This is a genomic window from Dyadobacter crusticola DSM 16708, from assembly GCF_000701505.1.
GTDB lineage: Bacteria > Bacteroidota > Bacteroidia > Cytophagales > Spirosomataceae > Dyadobacter > Dyadobacter crusticola.
Map to the genome: position 1 here is coordinate 705586 of NZ_JNJB01000001.1, position 21083 is coordinate 726668.

The 21083-nt window shown below is 44.7% G+C and carries 14 protein-coding genes and 2 tRNA genes; 12 read left to right on the plus strand and 4 right to left on the minus strand.

Going from position 1 to position 21083, the window contains the following annotated elements; genetic code table 11:
• Positions 1–264 precede the first annotated feature (264 nt).
• The 8 genes from Q369_RS28180 to Q369_RS0103135 all read left to right on the plus strand — a co-directional run bounded on the left by Q369_RS28180 (position 265) and on the right by Q369_RS0103135 (position 11866).
• Positions 265–2457 carry a hypothetical protein gene (locus Q369_RS28180; protein ID WP_051663875.1) on the plus strand — a complete coding sequence of 731 codons (2193 nt, stop codon included), beginning with the start codon at positions 265–267 and terminating at the stop codon, positions 2455–2457.
• A gap of 197 nt (positions 2458–2654) precedes the next feature.
• On the plus strand, positions 2655–3920 hold the full coding sequence (locus tag Q369_RS0103105; protein WP_031526315.1) for a nucleotide sugar dehydrogenase: 1266 nt from the start codon (positions 2655–2657) through the stop codon (positions 3918–3920).
• Between the two features lie 27 nt (positions 3921–3947).
• The gene (locus Q369_RS0103110; RefSeq protein WP_031526316.1) at positions 3948–4943 is read left to right on the plus strand and encodes an SDR family oxidoreductase; all 996 of its coding nucleotides are present in this window, start codon (positions 3948–3950) and stop codon (positions 4941–4943) included.
• Positions 4936–6108, plus strand: a complete 1173-nt coding sequence (locus Q369_RS0103115) for a glycosyltransferase family 4 protein (protein WP_031526318.1) — start codon at positions 4936–4938, stop codon at positions 6106–6108. Before Q369_RS0103110 ends, Q369_RS0103115 begins: the two co-directional genes overlap by 8 nt.
• A gap of 623 nt (positions 6109–6731) precedes the next feature.
• Positions 6732–7331, plus strand: coding sequence for a sugar transferase (locus Q369_RS29440; protein ID WP_229206722.1), 600 nt, complete (start codon positions 6732–6734; stop codon positions 7329–7331).
• Between the two features lie 42 nt (positions 7332–7373).
• Complete coding sequence (locus Q369_RS0103125) at positions 7374–8795, plus strand: capsule assembly Wzi family protein (RefSeq protein WP_031526320.1); 1422 nt, start codon at positions 7374–7376, stop codon at positions 8793–8795.
• Between the two features lie 225 nt (positions 8796–9020).
• Entirely contained in the window at positions 9021–10289 is a 1269-nt protein-coding gene (locus tag Q369_RS0103130) for a capsule assembly Wzi family protein (protein WP_229206723.1), read from the plus strand.
• A 104-nt stretch (positions 10290–10393) separates the two neighbouring features.
• Positions 10394–11866 carry a capsule assembly Wzi family protein gene (locus Q369_RS0103135; protein WP_031526323.1) on the plus strand — a complete coding sequence of 491 codons (1473 nt, stop codon included), beginning with the start codon at positions 10394–10396 and terminating at the stop codon, positions 11864–11866.
• A gap of 7 nt (positions 11867–11873) precedes the next feature.
• Here Q369_RS0103135 and Q369_RS0103140 read toward each other — a convergent pair whose 3' ends face one another.
• Positions 11874–12263: an HIT family protein gene (locus tag Q369_RS0103140; protein ID WP_031526324.1), complete on the minus strand. Its 390-nt coding sequence runs from the start codon at positions 12261–12263 to the stop codon at positions 11874–11876.
• A 123-nt stretch (positions 12264–12386) separates the two neighbouring features.
• On the opposite strand from Q369_RS0103140, the gene Q369_RS0103145 reads away from it, so the two are divergent.
• Entirely contained in the window at positions 12387–13097 is a 711-nt protein-coding gene (locus Q369_RS0103145; protein ID WP_031526326.1) for a 3-keto-disaccharide hydrolase, read from the plus strand.
• Here Q369_RS0103145 and Q369_RS0103150 read toward each other — a convergent pair.
• A complete protein-coding gene (locus tag Q369_RS0103150; RefSeq protein WP_031526327.1) occupies positions 13092–17090 on the minus strand; it encodes an AAA domain-containing protein in 3999 nt (1332 codons plus the stop codon). The genes Q369_RS0103145 and Q369_RS0103150 overlap by 6 nt on opposite strands.
• Before the next feature lie 23 nt (positions 17091–17113).
• Positions 17114–18193 (minus strand): TerC/Alx family metal homeostasis membrane protein, encoded by a 1080-nt coding sequence (locus Q369_RS0103155; RefSeq protein ID WP_031526328.1) that lies wholly within the window; start codon positions 18191–18193, stop codon positions 17114–17116.
• A gap of 351 nt (positions 18194–18544) precedes the next feature.
• Between Q369_RS0103155 and Q369_RS0103160 the strand changes: the two genes are divergently transcribed.
• Both Q369_RS0103160 and Q369_RS0103165 read left to right on the plus strand, forming a co-directional pair.
• Positions 18545–18617 (plus strand) — tRNA-Gly (locus Q369_RS0103160).
• A gap of 68 nt (positions 18618–18685) precedes the next feature.
• Positions 18686–18774: transfer RNA gene (locus Q369_RS0103165), tRNA-Leu, on the plus strand.
• A 101-nt stretch (positions 18775–18875) separates the two neighbouring features.
• Here the strand turns inward: Q369_RS0103165 and Q369_RS0103170 are convergent.
• Positions 18876–20324: a T9SS type A sorting domain-containing protein gene (locus Q369_RS0103170; RefSeq protein WP_169739231.1), complete on the minus strand. Its 1449-nt coding sequence runs from the start codon at positions 20322–20324 to the stop codon at positions 18876–18878.
• Between the two features lie 383 nt (positions 20325–20707).
• Between Q369_RS0103170 and Q369_RS28655 the strand changes: the two genes are divergently transcribed.
• Complete coding sequence (locus Q369_RS28655; RefSeq protein ID WP_084165627.1) at positions 20708–21004, plus strand: response regulator transcription factor; 297 nt, start codon at positions 20708–20710, stop codon at positions 21002–21004.
• The last annotated feature ends 79 nt before the right edge of the window (positions 21005–21083 follow it).

The window sequence follows — 21083 nt, forward strand, 5'->3', positions numbered from 1 at the left end:
GATATTCACTACACATCAAAATTTATTTCTTCCCAACTTTTGTAACTTTCGGTTGCTTATCTTTTCAGCTAAAAAGCTGAAAATTACCGTATTATGGAAAAATACCGCATTGATGGTCGTACCGCCAAATTCATGCGCTTTTTAACCTTCTATCTACAATATTGAATCAGAATTGATAGAATTAGTTAATAATTTATATTTTTCTTTGTAGAACTTTTTAAATAGTTTTGTAGTTAAATTACAATCCTATTTAACTACAAAACTGTGAAAAGCACTACACGCCTAAATGCAACCTTACTGCTTCTGTTGATTAATGTCTACTACACGGTCAGCGCTGCACCTCTCATAGACCCGATTAAATTCTCTATCGGTACACAAGCTACCCACGTCGGCTTAAATGAAGAGTTCCAGATTGACATCAAGGCAAGCTACATGTACCTTACCGCAAGCACCGTATTCGTTTTCGAAGGATCAAACGCATTCCGGTTGAAACTGGTTCTGCCCGACGGCTTTGAACAGACCGGTGGTACCTTCTCTGATTTTGTTGGCGCAGAGCTTTCATCAGCTAAGCCGCATGTTGCTTTTACAGTAAAAGGGAAATTTACACGCAACTCAGGCGATGGCGTCTTTCAGCTATTACGCAGTCATCGGAAAGCGGATAATCAGAGCACCTATATTGCCGTGTCGCAGCTATCCTTCAAACCTGACGAGGGAGTTGTTAATGAAAATGATGAGTTGAACGCGAGGGTCGCTGCTACTGCGGCGGTAAACTATATACCCTATCTCACCATTGCCCAGCTAAGGGCTGGTGTAGCTGATACAGCTTCATCCGTTTTCATCACTGACGAAGGCAGATCCGGCTTGTTCAAGTACAATCGCACTTCCACTGCGACGGATGATGGCGCAATGACGCTGGTTGCAGGCACGAGAAGGTATGAGCGTGTATATGAAGGTGCAGTTAATGTAAGATGGTTTGGTGTTGTAGCTGACGGGACAAATGATCAGTCAGCCGCCATTCAAAAGATGCTTGACAATGCGAAATACCGCAATGTGTTTTTCCCGAAAGGAAGTTCGCCTTACAAAATAAAAAGTATACGCATTTGGAGCAATTCTACGCTTACGTTCGAGGAAGGTACGATTGTAGAAGGTATGGGAACCTTGGCAACATCGCAGAAAATGATGTTCATGTATGATGCGTCTAACATTACCATCAAGGCCCCTGGCGTAATCTTTAGGGATTTAAAATCAAAGTATACATCCGGCCAGCACAGACATATCTTCTCTATGGAAGGTGTAGCTGATGTAGTTTTGGAAGGCATGGCCGCAAACGACAGCGGGGGAGATGGATTCTATGTAGGCTCTGGTAGCGTAAGAAAGATCAGCGAAAATATTAAACTGGTTAGCGTTTCAGCTAATAACAACAGAAGGCAGGGACTCTCCATTACCTCAGTTCGGAACATTGACGTTATCAACTCCACTTTTACTAACACAAATGGTGAAGGTCCTCAGGCAGGAATAGACATTGAACCAAGTAATACCGGGCAACGATTGGAAGGGATAAGAATTTCAAATCCTGTAACAGGAGGCAATAAGGGCCCGGGCATTGTAATTAGTCCGGGGGCACTTGCTGGAACCGGCTACAATGTTGAAGTTACAATATCAAATCATATTGACGATGGGAGCCAATATGGGATGCTAGCCACAACTGTAAGAAATACACTGAGCGGAACTATAACGATTCAAAGCCCGATTTGGAAGAATGCGAAGTTGAATGGGTTCGTAGCCAGGAACTGGAGTTCGCGCGCATGCTCAGTAATGTTACTTAGCCCGACTGTTATAAACTGCAACTCGAACGCGAGTACATCGCCAACAGCCGGCGCGGCATTCTATATTCATCGTGAGGCAAATGATACAGGAGACACTAATATCGGGAATATTCATATAATCCATCCAACTATAACGGACCAGCGCGAGACAAAGCTTAGCACACGTGCATTCAGCTTCAAAGACTGGAATAGTACAAATAAAATCCTGAATTGCAGCATAGTGGATCCTATTAAATCGGGTGATTATTTCCCATCAAACAACATGATTGTAAATGCCGAACTCTCACTTTCAGACGCGAATAGAACCATGCTTCACGAACTTGGTTCATGGAATAGTCTGGCGGACTATACCTATTACAGGCCGTATTACACAAATGAAAAATCTGTTGGGCCAAGGAATATCACACTGGGTAAGGTAAATGCAGGATGGCCTGAAGTAACTGTAGAAGTTAAGTCAGCAAACAATATCTATGTTATACCAAATGCAACCGACAATATTATGCCTCTTTCTGCAACCAATGGAAAGTGGATTACTAGCAAGGTTGTTGGTAGCAGGCTGAGACTTCGGAAAACAAGTGACAACACCTGGACAATTGTTGAAAAGATCGGAACCTGGACAGTGGTTCCATAATTAGAAGGTCATACAAGACAGCTCAGCCGGTAGATCATTCATTTACTGGCTGAGCTGTCTTGCTTTTATTTGACCCGTTGACCAAATATAGCGTGAATCAGACACTACGATAGATACGCAACCTGAAATTTCGATGATGTTTCAAAATTATTGAAGAGTATCGCTAATTTTGTGGCAGATAGACATTAATAGACTATATGCACCAAAACAACAAGACAATCTGTGTGGTGGGCCTCGGGTATGTCGGGCTACCACTCGCAGTCGAATTTGGAAAGAAGTTTAATACCATTGGGTTAGACATTAATCTCCAACGCATCAATGAGTTAAAAACGTTTTTTGACCGCACACTTGAAGTAGATGAAGCAGGCTTGAAGTCTGCCAGCAAACTTAGATTCACGGACGATGTAGATGACATTAGTGAAGCTGCTATTTATATTATCACCGTCCCAACCCCAGTAGATCAATTTAACAATCCTGACCTGACGCCTGTTCGAAAAGCGACAGAAACGGTTGCGCGTGCAATAAAGCCCGGCGACATCATTATTTATGAGTCAACAGTATACCCAGGTGTAACAGAAGAATATTGTGTTCCGATCTTAGAAAAGATCTCAGGCCTTTCTTATAATAAAGACTTTTTTTGTGGGTACTCACCGGAAAGAATTAACCCTGGCGACAAACACCATACACTGACAAAAATCAGAAAAGTCACGTCTGGGTCTACACCGGAGATTGCAGACGAGGTAAATGAACTTTACAGCACCATCATCACTGCCGGAACATTCAAGGCTTCCAGCATAAAAGTTGCTGAATCTGCAAAAGTGATCGAAAATGCTCAGCGCGATATTAACATTGCTTTTGTTAATGAACTTGCTAAAATCTTCAATCTGCTTCAAATTGACACAAGTGAAGTTCTGGAAGCAGCAGGCACGAAGTGGAACTTTCTCCCGTTCAAGCCGGGACTTGTAGGCGGGCATTGCATTGGAGTTGACCCATTTTATCTTGCACAAAAGGCCAAAGAAGTAGGTTATCATCCCGAAATAATTCTGGCCGGTCGCCGACTAAACGACTCAATGGGGCCCTACGTGGCCACCCAGTTCATTAAGCTGCTCATCCAGAACGATCGAAAAATCAAAGGACAGGAAGTGCTTGTACTTGGCATAACCTTCAAAGAAAACTGCCCAGATATCCGGAACAGCCGTGTTATTGATATTATTCGCGAGCTAGAAAGCTACGAGATGAATGTGCATGTGTATGATCCTTGGGCTAATCGCAGTGAAGTGGAACACGAATACGGAATAACATTGGTAGATTATCCCGCTGACCTGTCCATCTACCAAGGCATTATCGCCGCAGTCGGACATGATCAATTTCTGAACCTGGAAATTTCAAGTGGCGCCAATGGTCCCATTATATATGATGTGAAAGGTATTTTCCCAAAAAACAAAGTGGCATCCCGTCTTTAAGACAAGTAATCAGACTTAACAACCTACATGAAATTCAATCGATATCATCAACAGGATATAACCAACTCAACATTTCTGATTACCGGAGGCGCTGGATTTATTGGATCTAATCTGGTAGATTATCTGTCTCAGCATCAAGCTCAGAGGATTCTAATCCTGGACAATTTATCAACGGGCTATTTAGAAAATATATCTGAATTCATAGAAAACGGTCAGGCTGAGTTAATAGAAGGCGATATTAGAGACTTCGACACCTGCCTTCGTGCAATGCAAGGTATAGATTACGTCCTCCACCAAGCCGCGCTGGGCTCGGTGCCGCGCTCAATTAATGACCCTATTACTACAAATGATGTGAATATCACCGGATTTTTGAACGTGCTACAAGCCGCTAAGGAATCCGGAGTAAAGCGAATGGTGTATGCAGCATCCTCATCCACTTACGGCGATAGTCCATCGCTTCCCAAGAAGGAGGAAATAATCGGGAACCCGCTGTCCCCTTACGCTGTCACCAAATATGTGAACGAATTATATGCTGATGTTTTTTCCCGGACATACGACTTTCATAGCGTAGGTTTGCGATATTTCAATGTTTTCGGTCCAAAACAAAACATCAATGGACCTTATGCTGCTGTAATCCCTTTATTTATCACTCAGGTTCTTAAAGGAGAGAGTCCTACAATCAATGGAGACGGACTTACATCTCGTGACTTCACATTTGTCTCAAACGTTGTTCAGGCAAATATAAAAGCTCTGCTGTCGCAAAATATAGACAAACACCAGGTGTTTAACATTGCCTGTAACGAGCAAACAACCTTGCGCGAGCTAGTGTCAAGCATCACCCATGAGCTAAACAGTCCTTTGCAAGCTAGTTTTGTTCAGGAACGCAGAGGTGATGTCAAGCACAGTTTGGCTGATATTTCGAAAGCGAGATCAGGTCTCGGCTATAATCCGGAAACACTGTTTCGGGAAGGGTTGAAAGAAACAATTTCCTATTTTAAAGGCGTGGTTGGCCAACATGGGTAAGATCAAATTACTTAGAATCTCGACCGAAACTTATTCGTTGCGTTTATTACTGAAGGGACAGCTCAAATACATGTCGGAAAATGGCATGGACGTCTACATGGCTGCTACCCCAGATTCGCATGTCCCAGAGTTGGAGCGAGACCAGAATGCGAAATTTTTCCCGCTTCCACTTTCACGTGAACTGACCCCGGTTAAGGATCTGATAGCACTATTTCATACAATTAGGCTGATCAGGGAAATCAAACCTGACATCGTTCACACGCATTCTCCCAAAGCTGGGACGGTGGGCATGTTGGCTGCTGTTTTGTGTGGGGTTCCGGTCAAAATCCACACTGTCGCGGGCTTGCCTTTAATGGAAGTAAATGGTGCTAAAAGAGTTCTGCTCAACTGGGTTGAGAAATTCACGTATTGGTGCGCAGACTGGGTACTACCTAATTCCCAGGAGCTAAGAATATTCATTTTGAAAAACTTGTTACCCGATGACAAAAAAGTGATTGTTCTTGGAAATGGAAGCAGTAATGGAATAGATCTCAACTACTTCGCCAGAACGAGTTCCGTAGTGGAAGACGCCAATAGGTTCAAGCTGGAACGAGGGATTCAGCCTGACGACATTGTGCTCGGATTTCTGGGCAGATTGGCTTTCTACAAAGGTGTTAACGAACTTGTGAAGGCTTTCCTCCTCTTAAAAAGTAAACACACCAGGCTGAAACTTTTACTTATCGGCGCGCCCGAAGAACTTAACCCACTCCAAGCGACAACGGAAAGCGAGATCGAGAATAATCCGTCCATTATAGCTGTGGGACATCAAAAAGACGTACGGAGCTTTTTAATAGCATCTGATATTTTTGTCTTTCCAAGTTACAGGGAGGGTTTCCCGCAGGCACTTCTTCAGGCTAGTGCAATGGGGCTTCCTTGTGTTGCAACCAATATAAATGGATGCAACGAGATGATTGAAGATGGGAAAACCGGATTTCTCATAGCGCCTAAAAGTGCGGAAGCGATTGTATCTGCATGCGAGAAGCTAATAGAGAATCGCCGAAAAAGTGAAGAAATGGGAAAATTAGCGCAAAAGTTTGTACTTGAAAATTTCGAGCAGCAATATCTCTGGAGAGTAATACGCGAATTCTACCAAACACAATATCAGATTAAAAAAAATAATATGTAGGCTTATCGGTAGAATGCACAAACAGCTCCCTTTCAAGAGAATCAAAAAACCTCCCCTTTGAAGCATTTGCGATATAAGTTATTCTCACATAATTGTCTTGTTAATAAATGAGACATGCCGAACATTCACTGTGAGGACCCGAATATTTTTTATTAGAGATTTTTAGATTATTATTGCATCTCTTTTGCACACGCTTTTAAACTATACAATGCCGCACACATATGAATCAAACTTCTGTTTCTAACCGAAAGTATGTACATCGACTGCTGAGCAAAAATGCCTCTACCGATGAGATTCTGATAATCACAAGCTATGATTACTTTCTCCAAAAAAATGACTTCAGGCATCTCAGAAGGATTTATAGAGAAATAATTCTAGTACCGCATTCATCCGACGACGATTATCTGATCAACCACACAGTACGACCTTTACTAGATAAATTTGAAAAGGTCCATCTCGTCACCAATCCCCATTACGACAGAAGAAATAGGGTAATTTATGAATTGGTTGTGCGTAAAAACAAATCAATTCGTATCACAACTGTTTACGATTTTTGTGAAAAAAGCCTGAGAAAAGTTTATATCCCTGACGACATTTTGGAGACAAATCCAAACTTGTCAACGATGCCCACTTTCGGAAAACGAGTAAGATATCCTAAGAAAATTATTGATGTCTCCATTTCCATTATTCTCTTTCTTCTCACATTTCCACTCTGGATTTTAAGTTACTTCCGCATCAAAATGCAATCTCCCGGGCCGATTTTCTATCGCCAGGAGCGTGTTGGGATGAATAATCAATCTTTTTTCTGTATTAAGTTCCGCTCTATGGGGCTGGACGCAGAGCAGAATGGCGCGTCGTTTTCTAAAAAGAACGATTCCCGTACATTCTCTTACGGTTCCTTTATGCGGCAGACGCGCATTGACGAACTACCTCAAATCATTAACATTTTCAGAAGAGACCTTTCACTGATCGGTCCACGGCCAGAACGTCAGGTTTTCACGGAGACATTTGACGAAACAATCCCCTACTATAACATGAGGCATAACATCAAGCCGGGCATTACCGGGTATGCTCAGGTTATGTACTCCTATGGAGCCGGCGTTTTTGATGCGCGGCACAAGTTGATGTATGATCTCTATTACATTAAGAACTGGACATTGTTCCTGGAATTAAGAATAATCCTGCTTACCGCAGTTGTGATTTTTGGAAAAAAGGGCAGGTAGTAATTGCCTGTCACTTTGTTCCATCTTCTGACATCAACCCCGATGAGGACCTTACTGCTGGGCTTTATTTTATTATCAGCCTGCTCCTCCAAAATATTTTCCCAGGATTCTACATTCTATTATTCCCTTGGGATTTCCGGTGCTGCCTCTACATCCAAAATACCTTTTTGGATGCATGCAAACCAGTTTGGCACAGTGCCTCAAGAGGGCTCTTTCGGGTTAGCTAAGGCTGCTTTTTACAAGATCTACAATCCAAATAACCCCCGCTTTTTCCAGTGGACTGCAGGTGCTGAGCTCATTGCAAGTGCAGGTAGAAAGTCCGACTTGTTCTTCTCGGATTTGTTTATAGGCGGAAGTGCAGGCCCATTTGAATTAAGCGTCGGTCAGCGGAAGGAATATATGGGTTTGTCCGACAGCCTGCTTAGTGTCGGAGGAGTAGCAATGTCCCCTAACTTCCGGCCTTATCCTAAAGTCGAAATCCGTACCCGCCGGTTTGTCAAGCTTCTTCCATTCAGCGATATTCTTTCATTCAGGTTTTCTTACTCCGACGGTATTCTGGGCGCTGCAAATGTTCATTTCGGAAATGTCCGTCGCGTGGAACAAACCTACCTGCATCAGAAATCCTTTTACATTAAACTTGGTGGTAAGAAACACCGGCTCAATTTTTTTGCGGGCTTCAACCATCAGGCAATGTGGGGAGGTGAAGACAAGATTTTCACGGGCGGCCTCCAACCCAAAGAAGCTTACGGCTATGTTGTCTTCGGCAAACCCTGGGCCGCCAGCCGGGTTGGGAACCACTTCGGTACGATCGATGTCGCGGCGGAATGGAAAGGAAACAACTGGACTTACTTGCTTTACCGGCAAAGCATATACGAAGATGGTTCTCTCATCAACTTATCCAACCTAGCCGACGGTCTGAATGGACTAAGGTTCAAGCGAAATTCATCTGGCGCACCGGAGCGCGGCTTCCATATGAATACAATTCTGCTCGAATATATGTATACCAAAAATCAGGGCGGCGAAGTTTTTGATTTCACTACCGGCACATACGGCAGGGATAACTACTTCAACCATTATGTCTATGGCCAGGGCTGGTCTTATCGCGGCAGGAGTTTCGGGACACCGTTTATTCCTTCACAATCTATGGTGCGGAAAGAACTCCGGAATAATGCAGCATTATTCACGCCAAACAACCGGCTACTCGCCTACCATGGCGCGATTTCTGCATCTTTCAATGATATCTTTTTCAACGTCAAAGGCAGCTACTCGCAGAATTTCGGCACATACAATACTCCATTCTCAAGAACAATCAAACAAACTTCACTGCTTCTCGACATTTCTAGCCCGATTTTTGCTACCAAAAGCAACCGCCTCGCAATCATGCTTGCCGCAGATTTTGGAGAGTTATTTCCGAAGAGCGCAGCTGTTTTGCTTGGATGGAGAAAATCCGGTTTTATCCGATAACTTTGATGAATTATCAATTGATCAACGGAGGAATAACTTCTATATACTTAAATGCCCGTTCCAGTTTGTCAGCGCCGAATCTGCTTATTTCTTTGTACATTTTGCTTTGTTTTAAGCGCTTATTCTCAAGACTCAACGCTTTATTATAAAGCCTCTATTTCGGCTGCAGGCGCCACTGCTCAGACTCCGTTCTGGCAATTTGCAAATCAGCACGGAAGTGTTCCATTGAGCGGAAACTTCGGATTGGCAGACATTGGCGTTTATAAGATCTTCAACCCCAACAACCCACGAACATTCCAGTGGAGCGGCGGTGTACAAGCTATTGCCAGTTACGGGAAAGCCGGTAACGTGTTCCTCTCCGACGCCTACCTGAGTGCAAAGTTCAATATGGTAGAAATCCTTGCCGGTCAGCAAAGAATGGTATCCGGGCTCATGGACACAACGATGAGCTCCGGTTCTCTGGCGATGGCAGGTAATGCACGCCCAATACCCCGGGTGCAGGTTTCCATACCCAAATATCTGCCGCTGTTTTTTACAGATAATATCGTGGCACTTAAATTTGCCTACTCCGATGGCTATCTGGGGGCCAGTATCATCAATTATGGAAGTGTCAGTCGCGTCCCGAGGTCCTATTTTCATCATAAAAGTCTGTACTTCAGAGTGGGTAAGCCCCAGGACAGGTACAAGGTTTACCTGGGTATGAACCACCAGGCTATCTGGGGTGGTGAGGCTGAAACAATGCCAATCCGTGAGCTTAGTCCGCCCAAGGCTTACCTTTATACCATTATCGGAAAAACTGTTGACTACCGCAAAATCGGAAATCACTTCGGCACCGTAGATATAGGTGGAGAATGGAGGGGGAAAGAATGGTCGTATTTCTTGTATAGACAAAACATCTACGAATCCGGCTCTCTTTTTAAAGTAATCAACCTTTCCGACGGTCTGAATGGAATTAGTATGAAGCGCCTGAAACCTTTACCGAAGGGTGCAAAGTTTTTCGCATTCCGGTCTTTCCTGTTTGAAGTGCTTGGTACCAAAAATCAGACGAACAAGAACCCGCTTTCCGGCCTGGTTATCTTCGAAAAAGGTAATTATTACAACAGCTATTTATTTACCCGCGGCTGGTCTTATTATGGTAGTGGAATAGGTACTCCATTGATCCCGGCTGCCTCCCAGACGAGGCCGGATCTGCCGAGAAGCAGGTCTGAATTTACCAATAATAATCGTGTGTGGGCGTTTCATACAGGAGTAACAGCGAGCTGGCTTGATTTGGAATGGGCATTTAAAGGAACATATTCCCGGAATTCAGGCTCATTTATCAGTTCATTTGATTCGGTTAAGCAACAGGCGTCGGTCATTTTGAGCGTGGAGAAAAGGCTGAGAATACTAAGAGGAAGCAGCATTTTCACAAGTGTTGCCTCTGACTATGGGGATTTGTACGGGCATTCAACAGGGCTGATGATTGGGTTTCGTAAAAGTGGTTTTCTGGACTAATTAGCATCGTCCAGCGGAAGTACAATATGAAAACCTAAAAGTTATAGTTATTTTTATGAGAAAGGAAACATTATACACATTCCGGAGCGTGTGAGGGTATATATATGAAATACTACTATTTTCTTTTGCTGCTTATACCTTCGATCGGATTTTCGCAGTACGACAAACAACCTGAAATATACACAGACTCGACAATCAACTACATAGAATTGTCGGGCATGGGAAGTAACAATGGACATACGCCCTTTTGGATTCATGCAAATCAGTTTGGTACTGTACCTGTAACTGGCCCCGCCGGAACTGCAAGGGCTGGAATTGAAGGGTACTGGCCGCTCTCAGAAAATACCGGCAGGAATGTGTGGAGAGTAGGCGGCGGAGTGGAGGCAGTAGCTAACCTCGGCGAAACTTCAAAAGTACTTATACCCCAGTTGCATGCGACATTGAAATTCAAGAACTGGGAACTGTCTGTCGGACGGAAAAAGCAGTGGATTGGCCTGGCCGATTCCACGATCGGCTCCGGCTCTTATGCATGGTCGGGGAATGCAATGCCGATCCCGAAAATCATCCTGGGTACCTCGCGCTTTGTTCCTGTTCCTTTTACAAAAAAATGGGTTTCCTTCCAGGCATTTTATGCCGACGGCTTGTTCGAAAAAGGCAGACCGATCACCAGCGGTCTGAAATTGCACCAAAAATCGTTTTACCTTCGGATCGGAAAGCCGCATTCTACTTTGAAACTGTACGGGGGTTTCAACCATCAGGTGCAATGGGGAGGAAGTTCCAAACATCTTAGCGGCGAAAACGGCAAGCTGCCCGACGGTTTTGCTAACTACATCCACGCAGTTACAGGCGCAATTGGAGGCTCCGGTGATAATCTTACGCATTTTGACAGTACCAATCGCGTTGGTAACCACCTTGGCTCCATTGATGCTGCAATGGAGATCGAGACGTATGGAATGAGCATCTTTTTGTACAGACAATTCGTATTCGAAGACGGCTCCTTATTTTATCTCACCACATTAAACGACGGTTTGTACGGGATCAGGCTGCGTAAGAAAAATTCGTACGGCGCCAATTTCGAAATTACAGAGGGTGTTTTGGAAATGCTCTATACCAAGAGCCAGGGCGGAGATGTGTTCGTCATCGGCGATGGAAAGCAACGCGGGCACGACGATTATTTTAATAACCAGCAGGTGCGCGACGGCTGGTCCTATTATGACAGAACAATCGGGACCCCTTTCATTCCACCAACCTCCCAGACGGTTTGGAAATACCCGCAGTACGCCGATAATTTCACCAGCAATAACAGGGTACTGCTTTACCACCTTGGCTTGCGCGGGACGCTATTCCGCAAGGTAGAGTGGCAGACCAAGTTCTCTTACTCCCATAATTACGGAACATACGCGTGGCGGTTTCTCGATGTCCCGAAACAATTCTCCGGCTACATTGCCCTCCAAACCCGCCTTGACGTGCTTGGCGGGCTCACTGTCAAAGGAGCTTACGCGACGGATATAGGGGATTTGTACCGCAAAACACAGGGCTTCACCCTCGGCCTCCGAAAAGACTTTTCTTTTTACTGATCTTAGCTCAAAGGTTTTCGCGGATCTGCGAAGCCAGACGCGCCAGCTCCTCCTGTGAAATGCTGATTTTTTTGGAAAAATCGGCGTCTTTCATGCTATTGAGCGGTATCAAATGGATGTGAACATGCGGCACTTCAAGGCCAATTACACTCACACCAATGCGCATACAGGGCACTGTTTTTTCCAACGCTGGCGCAATGTTCTTTGCAAACAGCAACAATCCGGTATAAGTAGTATCATCGAGATCAAACAGGTAATCGACTTCCTTTTTGGGTATTACCAAAGTGTGTCCTTTTGCAATTGGGAACGCATCCAGAAAGGCCAGGAAATCGTCATTCTCCGCAATCTTGTGAGCAGGAATTTCTCCGTTGACTATTTTTGAAAATATAGAAGCCATGGTTGTTAGTTTAAAAAAATCAGGTCCGAATACCCACGCTGGCAGCCGAACTTTCGTTTGAAATAAGTATTTAAAAACCGAAAAGTACTTAATATTGCGATCTAAATTTTTAACAAACAAAACATGACAAGCAAGAATTGGAAAGCTTTCAGCAGAGCATCCCTGATCGCATTGATCGCTTTCGCTTCTACCACTAACAATGCAGAAGCGCAAAAAAAAGGCAAATGGGAAACGCTGTTTGACGGCAAATCACTGAAAGGCTGGCATAGCTGGCAGTCAGATGAAGTATTGCCGCAATGGAAAATACAAGACAATGCAATTGTACTGACAGAGAAAGGCGGAAAAGACCTTGTTACTGACAAAGAATACGGTGATTTTGAACTTGAACTCGAATGGAAAATTGCAGAAGGCGGCAACAGCGGTATCATTTACCATGTAATTGAAGACAAGAAATACTGCTGCCCATATTCAACAGGTCCTGAAATCCAGGTTTTGGATGATGTAAAACACCCGGACGCAAAATTTGGAAAGGAAGGAAACCACAAATCCGGCTCGCTCTACGATATGCTTCCTCCAAACGATTTCAAAGCTGTAAAGCCTGCCGGACAATGGAACAAAGCCAAAGTCGTGATCAAAGGCGGTCGCGGTGAAAGCTGGTTGAATGGTAAGAAAGTAGTTGATTTTCCAACTCAGGGTTCTGAATGGGAAAACCTTGTCTCGAACAGCAAATTCAAAACTTGGGAAGGGTTTGGCGCTGCGACAAAAGGAAAAATCGCATTGCAGGATCACGGCGATCAGGTTTCTTTCAGAAACATCCGCATCAGAGAACTATAATATATCTGCCGGCAAATTGCCGGTCCAGTACTCTCGGCTGTAAATGCGCCTGAATGGCCAGTTTTTCTGCCGCAAAAGAAGGGGTAAGTAAGCGTGAGGTTCCTTTGACGATTTGCTCTCATGATAGAGATCATCATCAGTCAGGACCAAGCCCTTATAAACCCCTTCTTCTTTGATAGTCAAATCACCGAATGGAAGTTCTTTCCGATACTCAGGGCGCAACTTAGTCAACCGTTCTTTCAACAGCCAGTCTGTCCTGAACTGCTTTGCACTTACCGGGACGGGTTGGAATTTGCCCTGCGAAACTTCGAGCGCGTATTCCAGGTATGCTTTCAACATCTTCGGACCTGCATTGGCGGTATGGTCTGTCTGCATCTGGGCAGGCCACAAACTTGTTACAAAGTAAATGTGCTCCCGCGCCCGGGTCACTGCCACATTCAGTCTGTTTTCGCCGCCTTGCATGTTCAGGCTCCCGAATTGCATAGATAACCTGCCTTTTTCATCGGGCGCGTAGCCCATTGAGAAGATGATAATGTCCCGCTCGTCGCCCTGCACATTCTCGATATTCTTTACAAACAGATCCGTTGGCAACATACTTTCGCGTTCCAGACTATCTTGAATGGCAACTTGCTGGTAGAAATTGAATGTAACAATTCCAATGCTTTTTCCTTCCGGTGCGAGCTCTTTCACTAACTCTACTACCCTTTCCACCTCAGCCGCATTGGTATTCTGTTTCCAAATACCTTCGGTTTTAATGTATTGAATACCGGGCTTACCTGCATTCACCTGACTGAAATCAGGAAGCAGCCGAAGACTGTTTTTATAAAAATGGCGATTAGAAAAGTCAATCAAGTCAAGTGACTGACTGCGGTAGTGCCCGGTCAGCTGGTATTGTTCCAGCGACTGTGCAGCCAGGTCCAGCAAAGATTCGATCTCTCTGGCAGCGGAATATTCCTCCTCTTCTTCTCCCCTATCTTCGTATCTTACTTTGTACAGGTCACTCGGTGACAATTGTTTATCATCACCAGTTACCACCAGCTGCTTCCCTCTGAATGCAGCGGGAAGACCGTATTCTGCATAGCATTGCGACGCCTCGTCAAAAATCACCAGATCAAACAGCTCCTGTTCCATTGGAAAGATCGCAGACACTGACTCCGGTGAAGCCAGCCAGCAGGGTACCAGCTGAAATACTTCCTTCGAGTAGCTTTCCATCAACTTTCTGATCGGCCAGACTTTGCGTTTTTTTGTAACCTGGTGCGCCAGTTCCCTGTAAGTAACCGTATTTCCAAGCCGGTTTTTCTCGATATCTTCGTAAGTACCCTCGCGCAGCTTGATATTGTTGATGTCGACACTCAGTTTTTGTTTCAGCCGGATACTTTCTTGAAGCTGTGCTTCCCATTGCCCCATTTTCAGCGAGGTAACAGCGCGCAGCTGCGGGTATTTGGACTCTATGTGCTCAATCCAGGCTAGTTTGATGCTGTTCTCAAACAGCGCCATCATAGATTCGGTACTTGCTGATCCTGCTTTGCTGCGTTCAATACTCACGCTTTTTGCCACTGCCTGCTCAGTACCTGTCATTTCCCTGAAAAGCCTGTCCATATCAACCAGCGAATCGAAGTCCTTGGTCAGCGAGGTACGTATCCGGGTGGCATATTCCTTCGGTGCACTCATTAATTTACTGATTTGGATAGGCAGTAAAAACGGCAGCATTTCGTGCTCCATTTTGTCCCAGGTTTCAAGCCAGTGGATTAATCCTTTGAGAATTGACTCAAAATCACCTAAACCATTCACGTTCCTGATAATCGAATGCAAAACTGCCTGCCAGGGCTGAAACGCACAACGCATTGCAGCATCTGCCGCTGACTCTGCATGCTTAAAAAATTGGGTAAGTGACGTTTCGGGCTGCGTTTGCATTACAGCGCCGCCTTTGTAACCCAGGCTCTCGTGCAACAACCAACGCTCCACTTCCTGCCTGTTCCTGATGCGCACCTGTAATTTCCTCAGATCTGCGAGTTCAGTTGAAAGCCCATTGGCAGCGGCAACTTTTTCAATTTCCTTTTTTTCCTTGCTAAATATTCCCCAGAAGAACCCGGTTAATGCCGATTCTTTGGATTCCATTGCCTTGTTTAAAGATTGAGAGAACACGCCCAGCTCAACTGTGCTGAGTGAAAATTCAATGCCTTCTTCCTGCAAAAACCCTTCAAGTGCGTCGGCAGTCTGCCGTACGAAGGCAAGCCGCTCATGCGTGTTATGTGTTGAGAAAATGTATTGCTTTAATAAAGACCAGCTATCGTCATTGTTGATCAAAACAGCGATATCCCTCAGCCTCCCCAGCGCCTCCCCACGATTTTGCACAAAATCAGTTGAAAAAGGCATGTTGGTAAGCCGGGCAAATTTCTCTTTTTGTCGAAAAAAAGCAGCCGGATAATCGGATAGCATTTGCTCCATTATGCGCAACTCCGGCAAGCCGAAATCAGCAAAATCCCTGCGTTGAGCCCAGTCGTGCGTTGCGGGAATGTGGATTGTATAATCGAAATACGTTTTCAGCCGCCTCCGAAAGTGATCCCAATGATCAATCCTGAAATGCCGGTAATGCGCAAGAAGATCGATATGCGGCGCGCTCTGGTCACTGGTGAGATACAGTTCTTTGATGCTCACTCCGCATTCAGTCTCATCAAACAAAGCTTCCCGAAACGCATTCAGGTCAGCAACCGTCTTGTCAATAGCCCGGCTCTCCTGGGTAAATTGCCTTTCCAGGAAAACAGCATCGAGACTGTAATTCTCCTTGCGATAAGCTTCAACTTTCTCGATTTGCGCCGAGATCTGCCTGTATAGCGCAGATCTGTCATTTTTGAAATCATGGATCAGGGCGACAAATTCATCCATTCCAATCGTTTTCAGCCGCTGATGCACCACATCTAATGCCGCGCGTTTCTGGCAAACAAGCAGCACCCGTTTTCCCCGCGAAGCAAAGTCCGACATCAGGTTACATATCAGCTGGGACTTACCACTTCCAGGCGGCCCCTGCACCACCACTGACTTACCCGTTTTTACCTGTAATATAATCTCCTCCTGCGCCTCGTCTACCGGAAACGGTGTCAGGATTTCCTCTTCCTTAACCTTTAAAATATTGTTTTTTGACGAAAAAAATAAGTTGTCTTCCCCCTCTGCTGGGAACAGTTCCTCTTCTGCATTGATCAGCGGAATTGAAAATGGTTTTTCATCAAAGGCAGTAATCAGCGCATTATAGTCGGGTACAAGATAGGAACCAGCTTGCGGGAAAATACCGAGAACAGCCTCGGGGAAAAGCTTTAACTCACCGCTTCGCTCGGTCTTGTCCAGCTCAGAAGCTTTCAATGCGCTGAATGCAACGAGTTTTTCCTCAAATAACTCTTGATTAAAGTTGATCCGGAATGGCGTTGTTTTCAGCCATTCATACAGTTGCGTCCTGAATTCCAGGAAATCTTTGGGATAGTCCTCGAATGATTTTTCCAAAATTTCATCAGGCAGGGAAGTTTCGTTGAAATGTGCGTAGGCGAGCGCAAAGCTTTGATTTAATACAACATTACCTTCCTCCCGAAGCTGCAAACACCATTGCTCCCGGTCCATTTTCAAGGTAACGGGAAAGAACAACAGTGGAGCGTGAATGGAAGTCCCGTCGGCCAGCTTCCCTTTCACAAAGGGGTAACCAACGAACAAATCCTGCGAACCGCGCTCTTCCTGGATAAACTGCTCGGTCCTGCTGATTTTGCGCAGGCGCTTGCTGATCAGATTAACTTTCTCATACCGCGCGTCGGCAACATCACAAACAGCAATGCGTGCTTTTTGCTGCACAAGTTGTTTAACCAGCTCAATGGATGGTTTTTCAAGAACGAAGTCCGTATCGTGAAGGTCAAGAAACTGCTCCGCGGCCAAATGCGTCAGGAGCAGTGATTTGTTTCGGGTACTAAGGTTTGTCAGTCGTTTTAAATAGGCTTTCAGAATCCGCTTCATAAATACTTCGACGATCCTGGCTGCTAGCTATTTGAAATTACTTTTCCTTCGTTAGTCTCCTTTTTCGGAAAAACCACGGAAGCCAGGATGCTGATAGCAAGAATTCCGATAATCACGTAGAGTGAGTAAATGGTTTCAAAACCAATTGATTCCAGGTAGCTGTGCGCCAGCATTTTCCCTCCGATAAATACCAGCAGAACGCCCAACCCATATTTCAGGAAGCGGAACAAGCCCATGATGTTGCTGAGGAAAAAGAACATGGAACGCAAGCCCATGATCGCGAAAATGTTAGAAAAGAAAACAACATAAGGATCTTTGGTAACCGAGAAAACCGCCGGCACTGAGTCAACTGCGAAGATCAAATCGGTAAATTCAATGATCAGAACAACTACAAAAAGTGGCGTCAGCATCCATTTGCCTTTCTTTTTGATAAAGAAATGTTCTCTTACATATCTTGGAAAAACGGGCAGGTATTTGGAGGCAAACTTCACAACAGGATGTTTGGCCGGATCAATTTTTTCTTCCTCTCCACCTTCAAAAAATATCTTCCCCCCCTGGTAAACGAGCAATGCACCAAAAACCAGAATGATCCATTCAAAGCGCTGCATCAATGCGGAGCCTACAAAAATGAAGATGAACCGCATTCCGATTGCGCCTAGCACACCCCACAAAAGCACTTTTTTATAATACTTCGGCCGCACACCAAATGAGGCGAAGATCAGAATGATGACAAAGATATTATCGACAGACAATGCATATTCCAGCAGGTAACCCGTAATGAATTCGAGGGACATGTTTTTACGGTATACCTCCACGCTGGCCTCGTAATCCCCCGGAATAAGTGTTAGGTGAGGCGCATATTTGTTTTTGATATTTTCCAGCTGCGCATAATTCTCCACTCCATGGATGAGATCACCATGCGTTTTGATGATCAGGTAAAAACCCATAGCCAGGATAATCCACACGATCGTCCACGCGGCAGCTTCCTTAAACTTGACTACGTGGTCTTTTCTGTTGAAAAAAACACCCAGGTCAAGAAGAAGCATGATGGTAATCACCAGTAGAAAACCTCCGAAAAACAGTACTTCGTTGGAAAGGAACATGAAAAAACGCCGTTATAGATTTTAAACTTAGAGACAACCTCCGACTGGAAAAAAGGCCTTTACAGCCTGCATTGCCCACTCCGAAGAATAAAGGTAATCAAAATATGAAATGGATCGTCGAAATCGGACGGACGGTAAAAACCGGAAGACTTGCGAAAAAAATTTCGTTATAAAACCGCGCCAGGTTTATGGAGAGGATTTCGGGGTTACAAAAAAAGTTTAAGCGTTATAGTACGTGATTTACAATTTGTTAATTAGTCCGCTCAGATTTTTTGTTAAATATTTGTTATAAAAACTTGCGTCAAATAGTGCGTGTACATACATTTGCACCACGATAACCGAATCGGTTACGCGAAAGTAGCTCAGCTGGTAGAGCGCGACCTTGCCAAGGTCGAGGTCGCGGGTTCGAACCCCGTCTTTCGCTCAGAGAGCAAAGCACCGGAAACGGTGCTTTTTTTCTCTTAGGTACCATCACAAAAACAATGGTTACTGGCCGGGGTGGTGGAACTGGTAGACACGCAGGACTTAAAATCCTGTGAGCCGAAACGCTCGTACGGGTTCGATTCCCGTCCCCGGTACCAAAAACAAGAAGCGGCTTTGAACAATGTTCGAAGCCGCTTCTTGTTTTTGGTACCACAATCGCTTATTTGAAAGCTCATGTATACCATACACTTCATTAAATTTAATCTAACACGATTCTAGTCTTTGAAGCAGCCTTATCGTCAGCTCCATCGGCAATTTGCAGGTAGTATGTACCTCGTGGTAAATCTCTCACACTAATCTGCACTTTGTTATTCTTTTCAGCTCCTTTTGATAGAGAAACACTCTTAACAACCTTCCCGGTTTTCTCGCTGTACAGTTTTGCCTCTTTAGGAAGTTTCGCTGTCTTGTCGGCGGTTGCTAAATCCAGATTCAGTACATCACTAGCTGGATTCGGATAAGCGGCCATCAACCATGGCCCAATTCCCTGGAATGAGGCAATAGTAGACAGAGTACCACATTGATTTGTCAGTACAAGAGGACTAAAATCAAGAGTCTGGTAAGGCTGTAAGATGAAATCAAATCTCATTACACCAGCTGATCCTTGTGCCGGGCCTGAACTGAATATCGGATTCCATGTGATAGTTGTGTTGTCCGTATTATAGAATGTAATATAATGATTATCATAGGGAGATACCTGGTGAGTATAGGTGTCAACTGGCGTTGCTGACAAGTCGTATCTCAGATCGCTGCGATTAGGAGGGGACAGCTTATCCACTGTTCCTGTCACCGAAGATGTACTTTGCACTCCACATGCTGTCGAAAACGCCCTTACAGTGTAAGTTCCGTCCGCTATGCCGCCGATATTTGCAGATGTTCCGGTAATAGTCTGCGCGGAACTGCTGCCGTTTACTCTGACATTTGACGTAGGTGTCCACACAAACTTATCCGCATTTGTACCCGTAGCAGTGATGGCGACGCTCTCTGTTGGGGAACAAACTTTGATGGTTGACTGGCTAATTGCAGAGATCGTAGGAAGCGGCCTGTTGACAGTCACCTGGATTTGTGATTGGAAGGTTTGACCTGTTATCTTAGCCTGAACCCTGATCGTACCCGCTCCACCTGCTGATGGAGTGGATGTTGCAGATGTGGCTGTTGTTGTTACGGTTCCCGGAGTCCATCCCGAGGGAAAGGTGTAAGTGTAGGTAACAGGCAGACCAGCCATATATGTCTCTACCGCAGGTACTGACACAGTTACTGGTGTAGTTCCGCAGGGCCGGTCAATACTCTGCCCATTGCTGCGAACAGTTCCAGCCACCGTCATGGAAGCTGGCGTTCCCACATAGTTCACAAATATCTGAACCGGGTCACTCGCTTTGGACGATGTAGTACCCCCCACTTTCCAGCTTACTGTCGCTTTTATACTCTTTTGTGACGAAGTTGTATGCTTCGTATTAGCCCATTTTATTGTTGTTCGACCGTTTGTACCTGCACCACCCGTTGTTAATGTCGGTTCGACATCTTCATTCCGCCCAACATAGGTCCACGAGACACTGATACTTCCCGCCCCAGACGGAAGACCGGAAACATTGGCTTCATACATATAACTGGCACCCGGATCCAGGTTATTAAAGGATCCTGTGATTGTCACTGTCTGGCCAAACAATCGCCCAGCTAACGTCAGTGCGATGACTAAAAACGAAAAGGAAATTTTTTTCATGTTAAAAAAAGTTTAATGATTAGAAAGTTTGTTTTTGATGTGCAACAGATCATTGGGCCTGCTAAGTAGCCAAAACAGACCTAATGTTTGCTAATACAAAACTATATTCAACACAATCAACAATCCGTAGTAGTTCGCCCTCCTTTTAAGAGGTATTTCTACCTCAATTTTTGAGGTGATTTTTGACAATCAAGTAGTTAATAATATGTCGTTCTGCAAACAACTGAATAATTCCAAAGCATCTACATACTAAAACTTGTAACAATAGCAGTAAAATATTTAATTGTATCCGCAATTACACTTATCAACTACTTATGTCTGTATCATTTTTACCCTCGTTTTCTATTAATGAACATTCCCGTCAAGATCTGGCGCAATTATGGAGCCTTACTAGGCGTGAATGGGAAGTTGTAGCGCTACTTTCAAGAGGTATGGCTACCTCGGAAATTGCAGCAAAAATCTGCGTTGAGCCTAAAAGCGTCGATAATTATCGCCGTAAAATAGCCGATAAGTTGAAGCTGAAGGGCCGGAACAAACTGGCTTTTTACTGCCTCCGTAATAAAGATACACTGGAGCAACTATATGAAATTTCGATCAGCGCGCGGCATTAACAAATCCTGATGCAGATCGCCTACTTACTTGCATTGCTTAGCCGGCATTGTATCGAGAAGACTTGCCCTATGTAAAAAC